This window comes from Nostoc sp. ChiVER01, from assembly GCF_034531155.1.
Lineage (GTDB): Bacteria > Cyanobacteriota > Cyanobacteriia > Cyanobacteriales > Nostocaceae > Nostoc.
The window spans coordinates 208,473-226,566 of record NZ_JAVRBS010000003.1 but is presented as its reverse complement, the minus strand read 5'-3'; the positions used below and the strand labels follow the sequence as shown (position 1 = coordinate 226,566).

General features: G+C 38.5%; 21 protein-coding genes. 5 read left to right on the top strand and 16 right to left on the bottom strand.

Annotated features, from left to right (window positions below; genetic code table 11):
* Positions 1-58: 58 nt before the first annotated feature.
* The 12 genes from RMY00_RS05575 to RMY00_RS05520 all read right to left on the bottom strand — a co-directional run bounded on the left by RMY00_RS05575 (position 59) and on the right by RMY00_RS05520 (position 11,426).
* Positions 59-751 carry an HAD family hydrolase gene (locus tag RMY00_RS05575; RefSeq protein WP_322646600.1) on the bottom strand — a complete coding sequence of 231 codons (693 nt, stop codon included), beginning with the start codon at positions 749-751 and terminating at the stop codon, positions 59-61.
* A 71-nt stretch (positions 752-822) separates the two neighbouring features.
* Positions 823-1,260 carry a GNAT family N-acetyltransferase gene (locus tag RMY00_RS05570; RefSeq protein WP_322646599.1) on the bottom strand — a complete coding sequence of 146 codons (438 nt, stop codon included), beginning with the start codon at positions 1,258-1,260 and terminating at the stop codon, positions 823-825.
* Entirely contained in the window at positions 1,257-2,312 is a 1,056-nt protein-coding gene (gene hppD, locus RMY00_RS05565; RefSeq protein WP_322646598.1) for a 4-hydroxyphenylpyruvate dioxygenase, read from the bottom strand. Before hppD ends, RMY00_RS05570 begins: the two co-directional genes overlap by 4 nt.
* A gap of 106 nt (positions 2,313-2,418) precedes the next feature.
* On the bottom strand, positions 2,419-3,123 hold the full coding sequence (locus RMY00_RS05560; RefSeq protein WP_322646597.1) for an SDR family oxidoreductase: 705 nt from the start codon (positions 3,121-3,123) through the stop codon (positions 2,419-2,421).
* A gap of 86 nt (positions 3,124-3,209) precedes the next feature.
* Positions 3,210-4,490 (bottom strand): transposase-like zinc-binding domain-containing protein, encoded by a 1,281-nt coding sequence (locus tag RMY00_RS05555; RefSeq protein WP_322646596.1) that lies wholly within the window; start codon positions 4,488-4,490, stop codon positions 3,210-3,212.
* A 185-nt stretch (positions 4,491-4,675) separates the two neighbouring features.
* On the bottom strand, positions 4,676-5,455 hold the full coding sequence (locus RMY00_RS05550; protein WP_322646595.1) for a phosphate ABC transporter ATP-binding protein: 780 nt from the start codon (positions 5,453-5,455) through the stop codon (positions 4,676-4,678).
* A 360-nt stretch (positions 5,456-5,815) separates the two neighbouring features.
* Entirely contained in the window at positions 5,816-6,595 is a 780-nt protein-coding gene (pstB, locus tag RMY00_RS05545; protein ID WP_322646594.1) for a phosphate ABC transporter ATP-binding protein PstB, read from the bottom strand.
* Between the two features lie 113 nt (positions 6,596-6,708).
* Positions 6,709-7,590: a phosphate ABC transporter permease PstA gene (pstA, locus tag RMY00_RS05540; RefSeq protein WP_322646593.1), complete on the bottom strand. Its 882-nt coding sequence runs from the start codon at positions 7,588-7,590 to the stop codon at positions 6,709-6,711.
* Positions 7,591-7,641: 51 nt separating this feature from the next.
* Positions 7,642-8,643, bottom strand: coding sequence for a phosphate ABC transporter permease subunit PstC (pstC, locus tag RMY00_RS05535; protein WP_322646592.1), 1,002 nt, complete (start codon positions 8,641-8,643; stop codon positions 7,642-7,644).
* Between the two features lie 176 nt (positions 8,644-8,819).
* On the bottom strand, positions 8,820-9,863 hold the full coding sequence (pstS, locus tag RMY00_RS05530) for a phosphate ABC transporter substrate-binding protein PstS (RefSeq protein ID WP_322646591.1): 1,044 nt from the start codon (positions 9,861-9,863) through the stop codon (positions 8,820-8,822).
* A gap of 270 nt (positions 9,864-10,133) precedes the next feature.
* Positions 10,134-10,301, bottom strand: coding sequence for a hypothetical protein (locus RMY00_RS05525; RefSeq protein WP_322646590.1), 168 nt, complete (start codon positions 10,299-10,301; stop codon positions 10,134-10,136).
* Between the two features lie 171 nt (positions 10,302-10,472).
* Positions 10,473-11,426 (bottom strand): stage II sporulation protein M, encoded by a 954-nt coding sequence (locus RMY00_RS05520; protein WP_322646589.1) that lies wholly within the window; start codon positions 11,424-11,426, stop codon positions 10,473-10,475.
* Positions 11,427-11,506: 80 nt separating this feature from the next.
* Between RMY00_RS05520 and RMY00_RS05515 the strand changes: the two genes are divergently transcribed.
* Complete coding sequence (locus RMY00_RS05515; protein ID WP_322646588.1) at positions 11,507-12,352, top strand: hypothetical protein; 846 nt, start codon at positions 11,507-11,509, stop codon at positions 12,350-12,352.
* 45 nt (positions 12,353-12,397) lie between these two features.
* Positions 12,398-13,177, top strand: a complete 780-nt coding sequence (locus RMY00_RS05510) for an RDD family protein (protein WP_322646587.1) — start codon at positions 12,398-12,400, stop codon at positions 13,175-13,177.
* Positions 13,178-13,283: 106 nt separating this feature from the next.
* Here the strand turns inward: RMY00_RS05510 and RMY00_RS05505 are convergent, their stop codons facing one another.
* The 3 genes from RMY00_RS05505 to RMY00_RS05495 form a co-directional block, all read right to left on the bottom strand.
* The gene (locus tag RMY00_RS05505; RefSeq protein ID WP_322646586.1) at positions 13,284-13,733 is read right to left on the bottom strand and encodes a PIN domain-containing protein; all 450 of its coding nucleotides are present in this window, start codon (positions 13,731-13,733) and stop codon (positions 13,284-13,286) included.
* Entirely contained in the window at positions 13,730-13,981 is a 252-nt protein-coding gene (locus tag RMY00_RS05500) for a hypothetical protein (RefSeq protein WP_322646585.1), read from the bottom strand. The genes RMY00_RS05505 and RMY00_RS05500 overlap by 4 nt, the downstream gene beginning before the upstream one ends.
* A 263-nt stretch (positions 13,982-14,244) precedes the next feature.
* The gene (locus RMY00_RS05495; protein ID WP_322646584.1) at positions 14,245-15,033 is read right to left on the bottom strand and encodes a DUF1868 domain-containing protein; all 789 of its coding nucleotides are present in this window, start codon (positions 15,031-15,033) and stop codon (positions 14,245-14,247) included.
* Between the two features lie 210 nt (positions 15,034-15,243).
* Here RMY00_RS05495 and holA point away from each other — a divergent pair, with 210 nt between their 5' ends.
* Together holA and RMY00_RS05485 are read left to right on the top strand one after the other, a co-directional pair.
* A complete protein-coding gene (gene holA / locus RMY00_RS05490; protein ID WP_322646583.1) occupies positions 15,244-16,233 on the top strand; it encodes a DNA polymerase III subunit delta in 990 nt (329 codons plus the stop codon).
* Positions 16,234-16,342: 109 nt separating this feature from the next.
* Positions 16,343-16,825 carry a DUF4168 domain-containing protein gene (locus RMY00_RS05485; protein WP_322646582.1) on the top strand — a complete coding sequence of 161 codons (483 nt, stop codon included), beginning with the start codon at positions 16,343-16,345 and terminating at the stop codon, positions 16,823-16,825.
* A gap of 508 nt (positions 16,826-17,333) precedes the next feature.
* Here the strand turns inward: RMY00_RS05485 and RMY00_RS36085 are convergent.
* Entirely contained in the window at positions 17,334-17,552 is a 219-nt protein-coding gene (locus tag RMY00_RS36085) for a helix-turn-helix transcriptional regulator (RefSeq protein WP_416212043.1), read from the bottom strand.
* Between RMY00_RS36085 and RMY00_RS36080 the strand changes: the two genes are divergently transcribed.
* Complete coding sequence (locus RMY00_RS36080; RefSeq protein ID WP_416212042.1) at positions 17,545-17,745, top strand: DUF2673 domain-containing protein; 201 nt, start codon at positions 17,545-17,547, stop codon at positions 17,743-17,745. The genes RMY00_RS36085 and RMY00_RS36080 overlap by 8 nt on opposite strands.
* Positions 17,746-18,094: the final 349 nt, after the last annotated feature.

Genomic DNA, 18,094 nt, shown 5'->3' with positions numbered 1-18,094 from the left:
ATTTTAATTTGCAATCTGAATACCGATTAATTCAATCTGTTGCAGTTAGAAAGCTTTTCTAGACAAATTGTTTAGGTTTTAAGACTAAATCTACAGCAGCGCTGAAATCCTTAACGATTAAGTCGGGGTGGTAAAGTTCCAATTGGGTGCGATCGCGGATGCCACATTCCACAGCCATCACCTTAACCCCATAATTTGTAGCTGCGGTGATGTCGGCTTCCGTATCTCCTACCATCCAGGTATCAGTAGCCGGGGGCAGTTCTTTTAATGCCCTAGCCATCAACAAGGGCTTATCTTCAATATCACGAGTTTTAACGTAGTCGTTACTCAAGCAATAACAACGGTTTTCTGGGAAAAACCTTCCTAAATTGTGTTTTTTGAAGGCATAATCCAGTTCCCGAACTCGGCGCATGGTCATCACTGCTAAATCAATGCCAGCTTGTTGAATTTTTAATAGTGCATCCACAGCACCAGGCGCGAGGGTGTCATAGTCAAAGTAGGGTTCTGTATGCACAGTTTGCCGTCGCAACTGGGCAAATTCTTGGGCTTGGGCTTCGTCTAACCCAGAATTCAAGGCAATTTGTTTTTCGGGAACACGCGATCGCTTTAACTGCCAAAATTCTGCTTTCGGAAGTTCTTGCACTATTTGGTTTGGGCGACGGGTTTTCTCTAAACAGAATTGATAAACACGGTAGTACCGTTCGGAAACATCAATAATTGGGCCGTCGAAGTCAGTAATAAGTCTTAGCATCGGCGGTAAAAGTTAATTTTTATTAAGTTTATCTCAGATGTATGGCTATTTTTTCAGGGTATCAAGTCTAGCTAAAGGTTTTTTTGTAAACTCTTTTTAAGAAAGTATCGACAATGACCTGGAGGAAAATCTTCTAACTCTCCAAAAATTTCATACCCCAAGTGCTGATAAAATTTGGGAGCTTGGAAGCTGTAAGTAAAAAGATATGCGTTTAAGCAGCCACGATTAACAGCCTCTTGCTCTGCTTCCAAAAGAAGTGCTTTTCCATATCCATAACCTCTTAACTGCTCTGCAACCCAGAGAGTAGCAATATGGAACCATCCCAAGCCGATAAAACCCTCCAAGCCGCCCACGACATTTTTTTCTGAATCACGAAGTAATAGAAACAGTGGCGTATATTGGTAATCTCCAATCTTGCCTATATTGAAATCTTGAAGTTGCTTGTCAATAAAATCAATTTCTTTAGAGTCTGGATGAATTTCAATTGATATTTTGAACTTAGGCTTCATTGCAGCGTACCGCGTTTAATTTGTTCGCTTTCAATGGCTTCAAATAAGGCGCGAAAGTTACCTTCGCCAAAACCTTGAGCTTGGTAACGGCGTTCAATAAATTCAAAGAAAAATGTCGGCTGTTCAAATATTGGCTGAGTAAAAATTTGTAGTAATAAGGGTGCAATATTTCCTCCCTCTAAAGGAGTAGATTCTTGCCAATCCACGAGAATTTCCTGTTGAGCGATCGCTTCTAGTTCTAAGGGTGATAGAGGCAATCCTGGACGCTGTTTTAATTGCGTGTAATAGCTTTGGGGAACTGAGAGTAAGGATAAATTACTGGCACGAAATTTAGCGATCGCACTCACAAGATTAGTTGTTCGCAAGGCAATATGTTGAATACCCGGCCCCCGATTGACATCTAAAAATTCCTGAATTTGGGAATTTTTGGAAGCTGGTTCATTAATTGGCAATTGGACGCTACCGTTGTGCGAAACCATGACTTGACTGTGTAAAGCAGAACGATTGGTTTTAATTTTAAAAGCCTGCTGAGGTTGAAAATCTAAGATATTTTCATACCAAGCGACAGCATTTTCTAATTCACCAACAGCCACGTTTAACACTATGTGATCTATGGCGGTAAAAGTGTTGTCATTAGTTATTTGTCCTTTGTCAAAAACTAATGACCTTTCGATCAACGTATGAGTCAGTCCACCCCAGGCGGCAATTTTGCCACACTTAAGGAATTCTGTACCCACCTGGCGTTCCTGGGTGGGTTGTAGGATTGTAGCACCGTGTTTTTGAGCTAGTGCGATCGCGCCTTCTACATCTTCGACAGCAAAAGCGACATCTGCTACACCAGGGGGATATTGACGCAGAAACTCAGCTACTGGACTTGTGGGTAACAGTGGTGAAGATAGAAAAAAGCAGACAGCACCACTTTTTACCACTTCTGTACAAGTGTGAAATGAAATGCTGCGATCGGCTACTGCTTGAAAACCAAGATGGTGGACAAACCAATCCCGCCATACTTTGGCGTCTTCTACATAGAAATGAACGTGATCAATTTTCATAGATACTGAAAATCCAGCATAACAGCTTATATCTCTGTAAATTTTGCCTTTTTTGCTAAATTTTCAGGTCTTTCTTAGGCAAGAATTATGTAAGCTTACTCCCACATTAAAAGAACAAATGACTATCAGATTGAATATTAATTTCCATTGGCACAGCTTGCGGTTCGGCAGAAAGGGCAAAGAAAATCGCATTGGCAGCAGTTTCAGGACTGAGCATTTTTTTCCGGTCTACTTTTAGGCTGACGTTATCCCAGAAAGGAGAATCTACCCCACCAAAGTAGAATAGCGTGAACTTGATACCAAAACGCTTGAGTTCCTCTGCCATGCATTTGCTGAAACCGACAACACCAAACTTAGAAGCAGAATAGGCTGCTGCCATTCCCATCGAATGCTTGCCCAGAATTCCAACCACGTTACAGATGTGACCAGACTTGCGCTTTTGCATCTCTTCAGCAGCCGCTTGAGTGGTGTAAAAGCTGCCTTTCAAGTTGACATCTAACATTTTGTCTAAATCAGCAGGTTCCAGGCTATTGTAAGGCTTGAGTATACCAGCACCAGCCACATTCACTAAAATATCGATTTGACCAAACTCAGCGATCGCCTTTTCTATCAAAGTATCTACCTGTTTGGGGTCAGTAATATCGGTGGGAATACTCAAAACTTGCCCTGGTAAATCATTTGCCAGTGTTGTTAAACGAACTGCATCTCTGGCAGCCAATACCAACCGGACTCCAGTTGGCGCAAGTTTGTGTGTTAAAGCTGAACCAATGCCACCAGTAGCACCGACAATAACAACGACTTTATCCTGCATTGTAAAATTTACATTTATTTACATCTTTTTACATAATACAATACTGAATTACAGACTCAGATTGTAGGTACACATGTAGAAAGTATTTATTCACATAGCGGTATTACCTCATATTCCTTGCCACTGGCCTTTAATGTAAATGTGGGAGATGATTCTAGATATTTGGTGAAATTAGAACCTAACTTTAATTCTTTAATAATTGAATTAGGAGATTTTCTAGTTATTTTCTGTAGCTCTGAACCTAGCTTGGACACAGATAATTTAGTTTCAGGAGATTTAATTTGTATATCTTGAATAATTTCTAATAGTAATTTATCTAATGTTTCTCCATCAAAATTTTCCACAGAATCTTTTTTGTCTTTTTGAATAGATTGTGCCGATGAGTTATCTATAACAGGAATTATCTCTTCAATTTCTGGTTGTTTTGAATGATGTTTAGTATTAATATCACATCTTTCTTGAAATAAAGTTGCAACAGCCACTAAACTATTTAATCGAGTATTGATTGATTCCTGTTCAGTTTTGATTAAATCTTGAATTTTATCAACCACTTGTTCCAAAGATGGAATTTCTGTTGCCATTGATAAGGAATAATGAGTTAATTTACCAGTATTCCGGTTTTCTATTTGCAAATTTTGTCCTTGTCTACGTACCCAGTAAACAATTAATCCTTGATTTTGAAGTTCGTTACAGAGATGAATCAAAATTCCATCGCCAGAACAGACCAAGATTTCTTTAACTGTTGGATAAGAGCGTAAGACACAAGCACCAAGTGCGATCATTTTTGCATCAGCACTGTCTTTACCCCCAGGCACATGGACAAGTTGATAACCACGATTGTATAGTTCAATATCTTGCTTACCAGTACTGGGATTTCTCCAGTTAGCAAATGCAATTTTAACTTGGAGAGGATACTTACAGACACTAGCTAAAAACAATTCTGAATTAATATCTAATTTTAAGTTTTCTGCATCTAAAAGCAGAAGTGAGATTCCTATCTCTAATTGATGTTTAATTTCAGTTTTTTGTTGAAATTTTTGGATAAATTGGTTGAAGGTAGCAGATTCTAGCCAATCAGGTGATAATATAGTTTGCAGCAGTTCTTCAGCTAATGTAAGACTAAAAGAGCTAAGACTCTTCTCTGTAATTTTTGCTTCTGGTAAGTCTTTTACTAAAGGAACTTCCGTAGTTTCAGTTATAGATACTTTAGTATGTCCATTGCTGTTAGCAAGTAACTCACCTTCTAAAGAACGAGGTAATGCAGGCTCAAGAAATTGTTTCCCACAATTTTTGCAGAGGTAATTCTGCTTGTCATTCCGACGACCATTTTTCCGATATAAAGTAGATTCGCACCGAGGACATTTCATTTTGTGATTTGGGTAGTCTAGAGTAGATGCTTGCCTCTCAATATACAGTGTAAAAAATTACTGTCAACATCACTTTGCATTGCTCAACATAACGAAAACTCAAAACAAGCAAAAATTAGATTTCAATCCTAATTTACGCAAGACTATGTGGTAGCTTACTGAATAGCTATAATTTTAGAAAAACTTCAACTAACGCGGGCGAAAACATAGTCACGGGTGCGAGAATCCACAGGGTTAGTAAAGATTTTATTTGTAGTACCAAATTCAACCATTTGAGTAATACGATTTTCATTACTACAAAAGAAAGCCGTAAAATCAGATAGACGAGTAACTTGCTGCATATTGTGAGTAACCATCACAATTGTCAACTCAGAGCGCAAGTTATGGATCAAATGCTCAACTTTCATACTACCAACAGGATCAAGACCTGAACAAGGTTCATCCATTAATAGAACGTTCGGTTTGACTGCTAAAGCACGGGCAATACATAGTCTTTGTTGTTGGCCGCCAGAAAGCTCTAAAGCAGATTTATGCAGCTTATTTTTTACTTCATCCCAAAGTTCGGCAGCTTTGATAGCAGATTCAACGATTCCATCTAATTCTACTTTCGGATGCCATCCAACTAATTTCACCCCATAAGCAACATTATCATAAACGCTCATGGGAAAAAGATTTGGCTTGGGAAAAACCATACTAACTTGGCGGCGTAAGCGATTAATGTTGACACGACGCTCATAAATACTTTGTCCAAAAAATTCTATTTTTCCTTCAACCCTCGCATCTCCTTCTAATTCACTCATACGATTTAACGATTTAAGAAAAGTAGACTTGCCACAACCACTAGAACCAATAATTGCCGTGACTTGGTTTTGGTAAATATCCATTGACACGCCTTCAACTATCTTTTGAGCGTCGTAAGAGAAGCTGAAGTTTTTGACTCTGATGGCTGGAATTAGTTTACTCATATCCCCAAAACGTATGAAATAAAAGTTGACGAAGTAAAGTAGTACAAATCAGCAGCGCTGTTTCACTATGTTACTCCCAAAAGGGGATATTCATTGAAATTACGTAGTTATACAGTAGTCAACCAGCAGATAAGCTGTTAGCAAAGATTTATATTAAAGCTATGCTTCAAAAATCATCTTTTATAAATTTTTATACCCACCTTTGTCACATTGACATATATTAGGAATCGTATTTGATTTTTGAAATTATCTATGTGAGTGGGGAGTGGGGAGTAAGGAATAGCTTTTCAGCAATCAAACATTAGTTCTATATATAGCAATCTGATCGACAAAAATTATTAAGTCATGATAAAACTTGCCTTAACCAAAACGCCCTGAAATGTAGTCGCGGGTGCGGGGGTCTATTGGGTTGTTAAAAATTTGCTCTGTAGCGCCAAATTCAACCATTTGACCTATCCGACTTTCATCAGTGCTAAAGAAAGCTGTAAAATCAGAGACGCGAGCGGCTTGCTGCATGTTATGGGTAACGATCGCAATTGTCAATTCAGACTGCAAACTATGGAGTAGTTCTTCAACTTTCATAGTAGCGATGGGGTCAAGAGCCGAGCAAGGCTCATCCATCAGCAGAACTTTCGGCTTGACTGCTAAAGCACGGGCAATACATAATCTTTGTTGTTGACCACCAGAAAGCCCTAAAGCTGATTTATCTAGCTTATCTTTCACTTCATCCCAAAGAGCAGCACTGTGAAGTGCAGATTCGACAATTTCATCTAATTCTACTTTTGAGTACCTGCCTGCTATCCTCATACCGTAGGCAACATTTTCGTAAATGCTTATCGGGAAAGGATTGGGTTTTTGGAACACCATACCAATTTGGCGGCGTAACCGATTGATGTTGACACGAGGAGCATAAATATTTTGACCAAAAAATTCTACATCTCCTTCAACTTTCACAGGCCCTTCTAATTCGCTAATGCGATTCAGAATTTTGATAAAGGTAGATTTACCACAACCACTAGGGCCAATAATTGCGGTTACTTGCTTTTGATAAATATCTATTGACACCTTTTCAATCGCTTTTGTTGTGCCATAGTAAAAGCTGATATTTTTAACTTTGATAGCTGGTATTAGGTTACTCATGCTGCTAATTTGTAATTCTTAATCAATATATAAAACAAGGCTTTATACTGAAGAGTTCTCATTTTAATATCATATTCTACCAAGATGCGAAACAATAGAAAAAGTTATTTATTCTATTTCATTCTTCTTTGTTTAATAACTAAGCGAGAAAGAACATTGACACATAAAATTAAGCCTAGTAGAACTATAGATGTAGTCCAGACTAATTGGTTTCTTTGCGGATCGGGGTCGTTGTAGAGGTTAAAAATTAATACTGGTAAGGAAGCTGTTGGACTTAATAATCCTTCTGACCAATCTAGACTAAATAAAGCAGTAAAAATTAATGGTGCTGTTTCACCAGCAGCACGAGCTATAGCTAATAAAATGCCTGTAGTAATTCCGGGAATTGCAGCAGTGACAACAATGCGAAGGGTGGTTTGAAAGCGAGTTCCACCCAAAGCAGCAGAGGCTAGACGTTGAGAAGTGGGGATAAGTTTTAAGGATTCTTCTGTTGTCAGTATAATTACAGGTAACATAATTACGGCTAAAGCAAAACCACCTGCGATCGCACTAAATCCTTTAGTTACTAAAACTATGACGCCGTAAGCAAATACGCCTACAACTATTGAAGGCACGCCTGTTAGAATACTGCTGATAAAACGAACAATACTAGCAATTGAGTTGGTTTGACCAAATTCTGCTAAGAAAATTCCTGTCATTATTCCTGTGGGAATGCTTAAAATAGCACCAATTACCACCATGATTATAGTTCCTAAGATGGCATTGCCAAAGCCATTATCAATAACTGCTTTGACAAACATTTCTGATTTCAGTCCAGAGATTCCCCTAACGAAAATTTCCCACAAAATTGATAATAAAGGAATGAGTGCTAGAACTGTAAAACCAAAGGTGATCGCATTCATTGCGTATGTAAATATTACTCGCTCTGTTGGCAGAGGGCTGCATAATTCTGTTGCTAGGGATTCATCAGTTTCTGACTGGATATAACCACTCATAAGTTTTACAAATTTTGATTAATAAATGTCTTATTACACGGTGAAAAAGTATCATTTTTTTGTCCTACCAACCCACTTTACTAATAGTACAGCCCCAATATTTACAGCTAGAGTCAACCCAAACAAAATCAACGCCAAATAACTTAAAGCGCCTATATGTAACCCAGGTTCAGCTTCAGCAAATTCATTAGCTAATACAGAAGGAATTGTATAACCTGGATTGAGTAAAGAAGTACTGATTTGAGCAGAGTTACCAATCACCATAGTGACAGCCATTGTTTCACCTAAAGCACGTCCCAAGGCGAGCATTGCTGCGCTAACCATTCCAGAAAATCCAGCTGGTAGCAAAACCCGAAAAATTGTTTCCCAACGAGTGCCACCTAAAGCCATAGATGCGCTACGTAATTCTTTAGGGATAGCCATTAAAACATCACGAGTAATTGCTGCCATTGTGGGCAAAATCATGATGGCTAGAATAATTCCAGCAGTCAACATATTAGTTCCAGAAGGATCTTCTGTATTAAATAGTGGTATCCATTTAAAAGTGCTGGCTAGCCATTTTTGTAGAGGTTCTAGAACTGGAATAAAGACAAAAATTGCCCACAAACCAATAATGACACTGGGAATTGCTGCAATTAATTCAACAACAAATGCTAGGGTTGTTCGGAGCGATGGAGGTAAGAAATTTTCACTAGTAACTAGGGCTACTGCTATGCCAATTGGGACGGCGAATAAAATAGCGATCGCACTACTTACCAAAGTTCCATAAATATAGGGTAATGCACCAAAAAGCTGATTACCCGTATCCCAATCTTGGCTCCACAAAAACCCCAATCCAAACTGCTTAATAGCTGGTAGAGCTTCGTGTGAAATTACCCAACTCATCAAAAATAGCACTGCAACGGTAATCGCGGCAAAAAAGTATACTAGCCGTGTAAAACCTTGGTCAAACCAGAGATTTGTGCCGCCAATAGCTGTGAGATTGAAATTTTCATCACTTTGATTTAAATCATCTGATGAATTTCCGTCGGCTGGTTCCAATGAATTTGCCATTACAAACTAATAAAATAGATTTTTTCTTCCTAGTAAAGTGATATCAGTTATCAATGAATAGTTAACTAATAACTGTTCACTGATAACTGTTAATTGTTCACTGTTTTAAGAGACTTTTAGACCCCTTTTTAAGGAGGTTGGGGGATCTCTTATGTATAAGTCCTAAAAATTACAAATTAAGGCTTGACAGAGTTATTCACTGTCTGAAGCACCCGATTTGCTACATCAGATGGAATTTTGGTGTAGTTAAGGTCATCGTTATACTGTTGACCATCTTTCAATACCCAATTAATCCATTTTTTTATAGCATCAGCTTTAGAAGCATTAGCATACTGTTTGTAAACCATTATCCAGGTAAGACCGACGATAGGATAACCTTGTCCTGGATCTCCTACAAAAACGCGGTAGTTATCTGGGAAAGTGACAGTTGACAAAGCTGCGTTTGCAGATTGTAAAGAAGGAGCAACAAATTCTCCTCTCTTATTTTGTATCAGCGCCGATTTCAGATTATTTTTGACAGCGTAGGCATATTCTACATAACCAATAGAACCAGGAGTACGAGATACCAAAGCAGCTACGCCTGGGTTGCCTTTGCCTTTGAGGACGTTTGGCAGAGTCCATTTGGGAGCAGTGTTAACTCCAACTCTGCCTTTAAAATAACTGCTAGTAGCACTTAAGTGGTTAGTGAAAATGAAAGTTGTACCGCTACCATCGGCGCGAACAACAAATTTAATTGGTTGATTTGGTAGATTGACACCTGGATTATCAGCTTTAATTTTTGCGTCATCCCATTTGGTAATTTGACCTGAGAAAATTGCCGGTAGTGTACTGCGGGATAATTTGAGATTATTAACACCTGGAACATTGTAAACAACAGAAACAGCACCGCCTGCTGTGGGTACTAATATTACACCGTTCTTGACTTTAGCGATTTCACTATCTTTCATTGCAGCATCACTACCACCAAAGTCAACGGTTCCAGCAGTGACTTGACGAATACCGCCGCCGCTACCTATTGCTTGGTAGTTAATTTTTAAGTCTGGATACTTGTTTTTTACTTCACGAGCATAGCGTTCGTAAAGCGGAGCCGGAAAAGTTGCTCCTGCACCATTGAGAGTTTCAGCTTGTGCGATCGTGCCAAAAAATGGACTAAGTGCAACAGAAGTTGTCACCACTGAGGTAGCAACGACACGATTCAAGATGGTGGTCGAAAAAATCATATAACCTCTAACTTAAAGGAATACTTTCCTGCTGTAATTCCAGCTTTAAGATAAGTTACATTTTTTTTGGTTAACAATGAATAAACAACAGATTAAGCTGTGTTTAAATATTATTTATAAATGTTTTTTCTTTTTTGAAATTTGATTGATGAGGCTAAATTAATGATAAAAAATAAGTTCAATCTCAAGAGTTAAAAATAAATAAATTATATTAACTTATAATTATCATTTCAGTGTAAGAAGAGTAAGTTAGCTTGAACAAAATATTTGTTACGCAGTCACCTTTAACCAACCAAAAATATCACCCACCTTCAACTGTAGCCCCTGGCAGAATTCTGGCACTGGTAAAACAGACTCAATTTCCTCAAAAGGTAAAGGTTGTTGTCTTGCAGGATAAGCAGCAATGAATCGCTCGTCAGGGTCAATTAACCAACCCATTTGAGTTCCGTGATTGAGAGCGTGTAAGATTTTTTTTGTAACTTTTGTATGGCTTTAATTTATCGAACCGCCAAGACGCCAAGAACGCCAAGAATTCGTAGAGTGTGCGTAATTCCTATTTATATAGTTAATATTTTTTCAATTTAAAAATCAGCCGCCACCTAAATTATTTCAAGTTTCCTTACGGCTACAATACATCACCAAAAGTAGAAACAATCCCATTCCCGCCAAATATTTAATTGCCTCAGGGACGCTGGGATTAGGCGAAAAAAAGCCTTCGATCGCACCAGCAATAACTAACATTGGTACAATCCCAAATATTAGCTGCACTGATTGAGAACCGTAAAATTTCAGTGCATCCCCACGCCGATATTTACCAGGAAATAAAATTGCTCTTGCTAATAAAAATCCTGCACCCCCAGCAAAAAAGATGGCAGGTAATTCTAAGGAACCATGCGGTAATACAAACGCCCAAAAAGGATAAGCCAGATTATTTTGACCTACTAAAGTACCAACAGCACCAATCAATAAGCCATTAAATACCATCAAATAGACTGTGTATAGCCCAGCCGTGATACCACCGGCGACAGCCCCAAAAGACACAGACAGATTATTGATCATAATACTGCTGGATGCTAGAGGTTCAACGCCGACAATTGACCCCATCCATAATTTATGCTCATCTCGCACCTTGGTAATCAAACTTTCAGGTACGATCAAAGGCATAAAGCTGGGATTTTGCCAGGAATACCACCAAGCCACTAGTGCTCCTAGTAGAAACAGCGCCGTTGCAGCAGCAATATATGCAAATGTTTTCTGAACTACAGATGGTAATCCCCATTGGTAAAATTTTAGGATTGCCTGCCATTCCTGTCGCCGCGAACCTTGGTAAATCTGCGTATAGGCACAAGTTGTTAAAGATTGTAAACTTTGTATCAAAGTGTTGCCGATTTGCTGAGTTCGGGCACGGGCCAAATCTGCCGCGACTGAACGATACAAACTCGCTAACTCTCTAATTTCTGCCGCCCGTAGAGACTTTAACCCTTTTTTTTCTATCTGCCTTAATAGGGCATCTAAACGCTGCCAATTTGGTTCTCGTCGCGCAATCCAACGTTGAATATTCATGAATTTTGGGAACACTGAGTTTAACTTAGCTTAAGATAGCTTCAAATTCATCTCCGTAATTTCAAGGGAAATTTGCCATTATGTCTGAAAGTTTTGGATCTCCTGGTCAGATACAACCACTGAGTATTGGTAACGTTGTTAGTGCTGCCGTGCGGTTGTATCGTTCTCATCTGAAAACTTATCTTAATCTGGCTGCGATCGCTCACTTGTGGATTCTAGTTCCGATTTATGGCTGGGCAAAATATGCAGCCATTTCTGGACTCATTTCCCGCTTGGCTTTTGGAGAATTAATTTACCAACCTGAAAGCATTCAAGCCGCCAGGAGCCATGTTAATCCGCGTTTGTGGTCATTTTTAAGAGTTGGTTTCCAAGTAGGAATATCTTTGTTTTTAATTTATTTTGGATTAGCGATCGCTGGTGGTATTGTGGGTGGCTTGCTAGGAGTAGTATTAGGAAGCATATTAGGTACTACAGGCGTTGTAGTCGCAACCACATTGGCAATAATTGTAACAGTAGGTATTGTGCTATTAGGACTAATTTGGTTTTACTCCCGTTGGGTAGTAGCTGAGGTACCGCTAGCAGTTGAGGAAAATATTAACGGTGGCGAAAGTGTCGCTAGAAGTTGGGAGCTAACTAAAGCCTCGGTACTTCGCATTGTGGGCATCGTTTTAGTTGCTTTTTTTGTTACATTACCGTTAGTGTTTGTATTAAACTATATACCCAGCTTATTCCTCTTAAAGCTTGAGCAAGGTTCTATTATCTACTCGATTGTGTATTTTATTTCTTGGCTCGGCAGCTTAGTAGGTGGAGTTTTTGTGATGCCATTCTGGCAAGCACTAAAAGCTGTTTTATACTTGGACTTGCGAAGTCGGCGTGAGGGTTTGGGTTTGCAATTACGAGAACCTCCTTCGTCGGATTTTCGTTAACTCAACATTTAAATTCAACTCTGTTAATTTTGAATTAGCTAAAATATGCGCTTTTTTAATCGCATCACATTCCAGACTCCAGAAAGTGTAGAACTAGAATTTACTCTTGCTGGAATCGGAAATCGCGCTTGGGCTTTGATCATTGACTATCACGTTTTGGCTGTGATTTTGGTGGGATTTATTGTAGCTTGGTCTATCGTTTCAGATCAGTTAGGAGATTTCTGGGTAGACATTTTCGGTACCGCAGTGACTTTGTGGTTGATAGCGATCGCATTCCTTGCTAGTTTTATTATTTACGTAGGATATTTTGTAATTTTTGAAACTTTATGGTTTGGGCAAACCCCTGGTAAACGGGTTGCTAAAATTCGCGTGGTTCGAGATGATGGTAGACTCATCGGGCTACAACAAGCAACGCTACGTGCTTTACTACGACCTTTTGATGAAACTTTGTTTATTGGTGCTTTTTTAATTATGTTGAGTCATCGAGAAAAGCGTTTAGGTGATTTAGCTGCTGGCACAATTGTAATTCAAGCCCAAATACCCACTGTATCTGCAACATTGATAATTTCAGAACAGGCAAAAAAACTTCATGAACAGTTAATCGAAATTGCTGATTTTTCGCAATTAATGCCAGATGATTTTGCTGTGATTCGTGAGTATTTACAGCGTCGTGGTGCAATGTCATTAAAGGCAAAAGCATCACTATCTCTAAAGCTAGCCGACCAAGTTAAAGCTATTATTAATTTAGAAAAATTGCCAGAAGCTGTTACACCTGATGTCTTTTTAGAAGCTGTTTATCTTGTTTATCAACAACCAGAATTTTAGGCAAGATATTTTATTTAGAGCATTGGTGAAAAACTAGGTTTAGCTAAAAGACAATTTATCTTTGAGCTTATTTTCTCTGTTATGTATGTCTACAACTAGTGTGTAATTACGGGTTCTCGCTTTCCAACTCACACACCACTAAAACCTTTAATTCCGTCACCCGCTTCAAAGCTGCATCATTGGTCAAAAATGCCTCACAACCAGCAATTATTGCCGCTGCCACCTGCAATGCATCGGGTAACTGAAGGTTGTAGCGCACCCGAATTCTCGCAGCTTCTCGTGCAATAGTAGCATTAATCTCCACAAAAACCACTTGTTCTTGTTGCAACACATCGACAAAAGCTTGCTCTAAGTCAGCTAACCCCAGACGTATAGCACCTACCAAACACTCTGATAACGTTATCCCAGATACTACTGCTGTAATGTCATTTGACAATCGCTCAAAAATTGGCTCGACTAAATTCACAAACTGCGGATTGCGTTCTACAAAATAAATTACAGGTGCTGTATCGAGAAACAAGCGAGAAACATTTGCTAATGCATCACTAATTTTCATTCCTCTTCTCGGAACAACCGTTCTCGATGCTCATCTCCTTCTTGTCGAGTCCGCGAAACCCATTCCTGAGCATCCTCACCTAATAACGGATAGGGAGCCATACCCTTCAAATCGCTCCACTTAGGTTTTGGTTGAGCTTGATTAATATGCTTTTTTATCTGCTCTACCAAATACCTCATTACGGTCAATTGCTCTTGTGGAGTCAGTTGCTCAATCTCGCTTAAAATTTTTTCGAGTGACGGACTCATCAATCTAACCCGTTGTCAATATCTGTAAATTTTAGCGTTTTTACTCTTGGGTATATCCTAATTATTTCAAAAATCCCAACGTTCCCATAGATTAACTTAAAGGATGTTTCTATAAAATTAATACCATTTGACTTTAATAATGATACAAACATGCTAGTAGGGGCATTTAAATAAACAGGATTTTAATAAGTTTTTCTAAAGTTGTTTAGAAATTGAGTAGTCAGTAATTGGAAACTACTGACTACTAACTGCTAATTAATGACTTAAAAATCTAAAATCGGCCAGTCTGGTTCACGATAATAGTGTGTCATGTTGTCAAACTTTCGCAATTCGACGCGATTGATCAAAAATTCTGGCAAATTTAACAACCATTGATCATTCAATTGAGAAAGCATTGTGCTGAAACTTGTGCGGTCTAAGTCAGATGAAACCTCCCCAAAATAGGCTAATGTAACATGGGCTGTCAAATGATAATGCTGCTCAATACCCAAAGCAATTAACTTGGGATTTTGATAAATTGTTCGGCGAAATTTAATAATTTCCTCGTAACAACGTTCATCTTGGGGTACTAGACAAACAGCTACAGCTCTTGGCATCAGTATCAGTCCCAGCATTTGCCATTTAATCGGATGACTCCTATTTGTCATCAATTGTTGATATTGCTGAAAGGTTTCGGCTAAACAAGAGTGTAACTCTTCGTCAAATTTGGGATTTTTTTCGCAGGCATCAAGATAAGCATTGTCCCAAATTAAATCCGCTAAAGTTATATGGAAGCTAGCAGGAGGTAGAGGCACAATCAAATCACGGCTTACAGGCAACTGCAAAAGTTCCTGTTGGTAAGTCTGTAATTTGTCATAGAAAGCAGAATTTTGCGATTCTTCTCCTGCTGGCGGGGTAATTAGCGTATAGCCAGGAAAGGACGCTGCTTGTCTCAACCCAGAATGTGGCTGAAATTTAGAAGATTCCTGGATATGCTGGACTTGGGATCTGTAGGCTTCTGGCAGCGTTAGCCGTGCTAACCGATTTAAGTAGGTTTGATAGTTGTCGTCCAATCTTCATAGCCTCATGCTCTCACTTGATAGATTTTAGGGAAAATTACCTTGATTAACAGAATGATTTTAAAAGTATTTAATTTTGGGAGTGGGGAAGAGGCAGGGGAGCAGGGAGCAGGGAGCAGGGGGAAATGAGGGAGATGAGGAGACAAGAAGAATAAGCAATGCCCAATGCCCAATGCCCCATTCCCTAATATACGAGGTTAGTCTATGCCAATTTATGTTTACTGGGGTGAAGATGATTTTGCTATGGAAAAAGCGATCGCTATGCTGCGCGATCGCGTCCTCGATCCCCAATGGATAAGTTTTAATTACACTGCATTCACACCAGATCAAGCTGATGCTGCTATCCAGGGGCTAAATCAGGTCATGACACCCACTTTTGGCGCTGGTGGGCGCTTAGTATGGCTGATAAACACTACTCTTTGCCAGCAGTGTCCAGAGAATGTGCTAGCAGAACTGGGGCGATCGCTAAGAGTTATTCCCGAAAACTCATTTTTATTACTTACCAGCCGGAACAAGCCAGATGAACGCCTCAAATCCACAAAATTATTAAAACAATTTGCTACTGAATTCCGAGAATTTCCCCTCATTCCCCCTTGGAAAACCGAATTACTGGTGCAATCTGTTAATCAAGCAGCTCAGAGTATGGGCGTAAAACTAACTGCTAATGCTGCCCAGTTTTTAGCAGAATCTGTAGGAAATGATACACGCATACTCTACAATGAGTTAGAGAAACTACGGTTATATGCTCAAGGTAGTAATAAGCCTTTAGACACAGATACTATTACCAAGTTAGTAAGAAATACTACTCAAAATAGCTTACAATTAGCAGCAGCAATCAGAACAGGAGATACACCTAAAGCTTTGACCACACTGGCAGATTTGAGTAATGCTTCCGAGCCGGGATTACGGATAGTAGCCACACTGATTGGACAATTTCGCACATGGCTGTGGGTGAAGATTATGATAGAAAGTGGGGAGCGCAATCAACAAGCGATCGCTCAAGCTGCTGATATCGGTAATCCCAAACGGATCTACTTCTTACAGCAAGAAATCAGGCTGCTTTCTGTGCAACAGTTAATTTCTTGCTTACCCCTACTATTGGAATTAGAAGTGAGTCTTAAGCAAGGAGCATCAGAAATAACAACACTCCAGACTAAAGTCATCGAACTTTGTCAAGTATGCCGAGGAAATTGACAATCAAATATAAAAGCTTGATATGTTGAGCAGTTGCTGGAACTTCCAACTCCGAAAATAATTCAACATTCTTATAATATCCCTGATGTAGTTTCGTGTCACACACTATATGAATAAAATTTCTGATTTATTTTCTCGATCTAGCCGAAAGCGAATCCTTTCCCAATCATTCTTTTTCGGCGCGATCGCTACTTTGGGTGTAATTTCCAATGCTTTTTCATTTAGTTCAAAAGCTTATGGCCAAACTCCAACACCAATAGTTAATAATACTCAAATCGATAGCTACGCTAAAGCTGTGCTAGCAATGGAGCCAGCACGTCAAAGTGCTTTTGAAGAAATTAAAAAACTTATTGGTAACGGAGAAATTCCCCAAATTGTTTGTAACGATTCTAATAGCATAAATGGTCTTCCAAAGAAGGCTCAAGATATTGCAGTGAATTACTGTAACTATGCTCAAAAAGTTGTCGAAGAGAAGGGTTTGAGATTTGAGCAGTTTAACAAAATAACTATAGAACTACAAAATAATGATGTCTTAAAACGGCAGGTTTACAATACCTTATTACGCCTGCAAAAAAGTCCTGATTCTCCATAGTTAGAAGTTTCATAAAAATTCAAAAAAGACACGTTAAAACTAACTAACCTTGCATAAAAGTGAAAGCTAATATGGTTTTAACACAAAAATCTATGAACATTAATTCATAAAACACTTGTTTGTGAATATTAATTTAATTGCTAATCATCTATTGCATTTTACAAATGAATTTTTATCAAAAAAGAATAAAACCATGAATTCTGAACAAAAAAACGTCTGAATTCAGGAATTTAATATCCCCACTAAACCTACATCTGTTTCAGTTAAGCAAGGCGCAACCTATTAAAATTTTTGGCGCTAATCCAAGCGTATTGTATCAGGACTTACGCAAAATAATGGAAAAACGAACCGCAAAGGCGCAAAGGACACAAAAAAATGAGAGTTTTAGAGAGTTATTGCGTAAGTCGTATGTATCTTTAGGGATCTTCAATTAGTAGCTTTTTTAAATTCTCCACTTATTGAAGAAGAATTCTTGCTTGCAAAATTCTTTTTCAATAAAGTGATACATTCAATCATAAGACATATTTGCTTGGCGTTTGGTGTAAATATTTTTCATGTGCTTCTTCACGGTATTTATAGTGATATAAAGCTTAGTAGCAATTTCTTTGTAGCTGTAGTTGCTTCTATAGAGAAGCCAAATTTCAGCTTCTCGCGGCGTCAAATCAAATTTTTTAACTTCAGTGAGTGCTACATTTTTTACAGATTCATATTGATTTTCTATAGTCACCAATAAACAAGGCACTTCAAACCCCTCTAAATCTAGCAGCCTCACCCTAATACGAAAAATATTCGACTTATCAAGTACAATTTCATCCGACAGAATTACAAGTTTATCAGAAAACAAATACCGACTATTGAATAATGATTCACAAAAATTCCAAATGACTGGTGGTACAAAATTTTGGTTGAAGTTACCTTGATTGAATTGACAGCAAAGGCGACGAGCCGATGCATTAGCATGAATTATTTCACCAGTTTGGCTTAAAATTAATATACCGTCTTCTAAGCCTTCAATTACTTCTTGCAAAAAATCAGCTCGCTTTGAGTCATATAAGTCAATTCTATCTAGCTTTTGTGTTTCAGTTACTGTTTTTACTAATGTTTTTGTTAGGGCGCTCATAGGAAAAATTATAATGTAGAAAATACTGCTAATTAGTAGTTATGGGTAGTTAAAACATGCACTCTCTATTTCTTGGATGATTCTCTGAATAAATTGGGTGAATCTTACAGACCAATCATGCTGATGGCAGCAACCCAAGTGTTGCAACT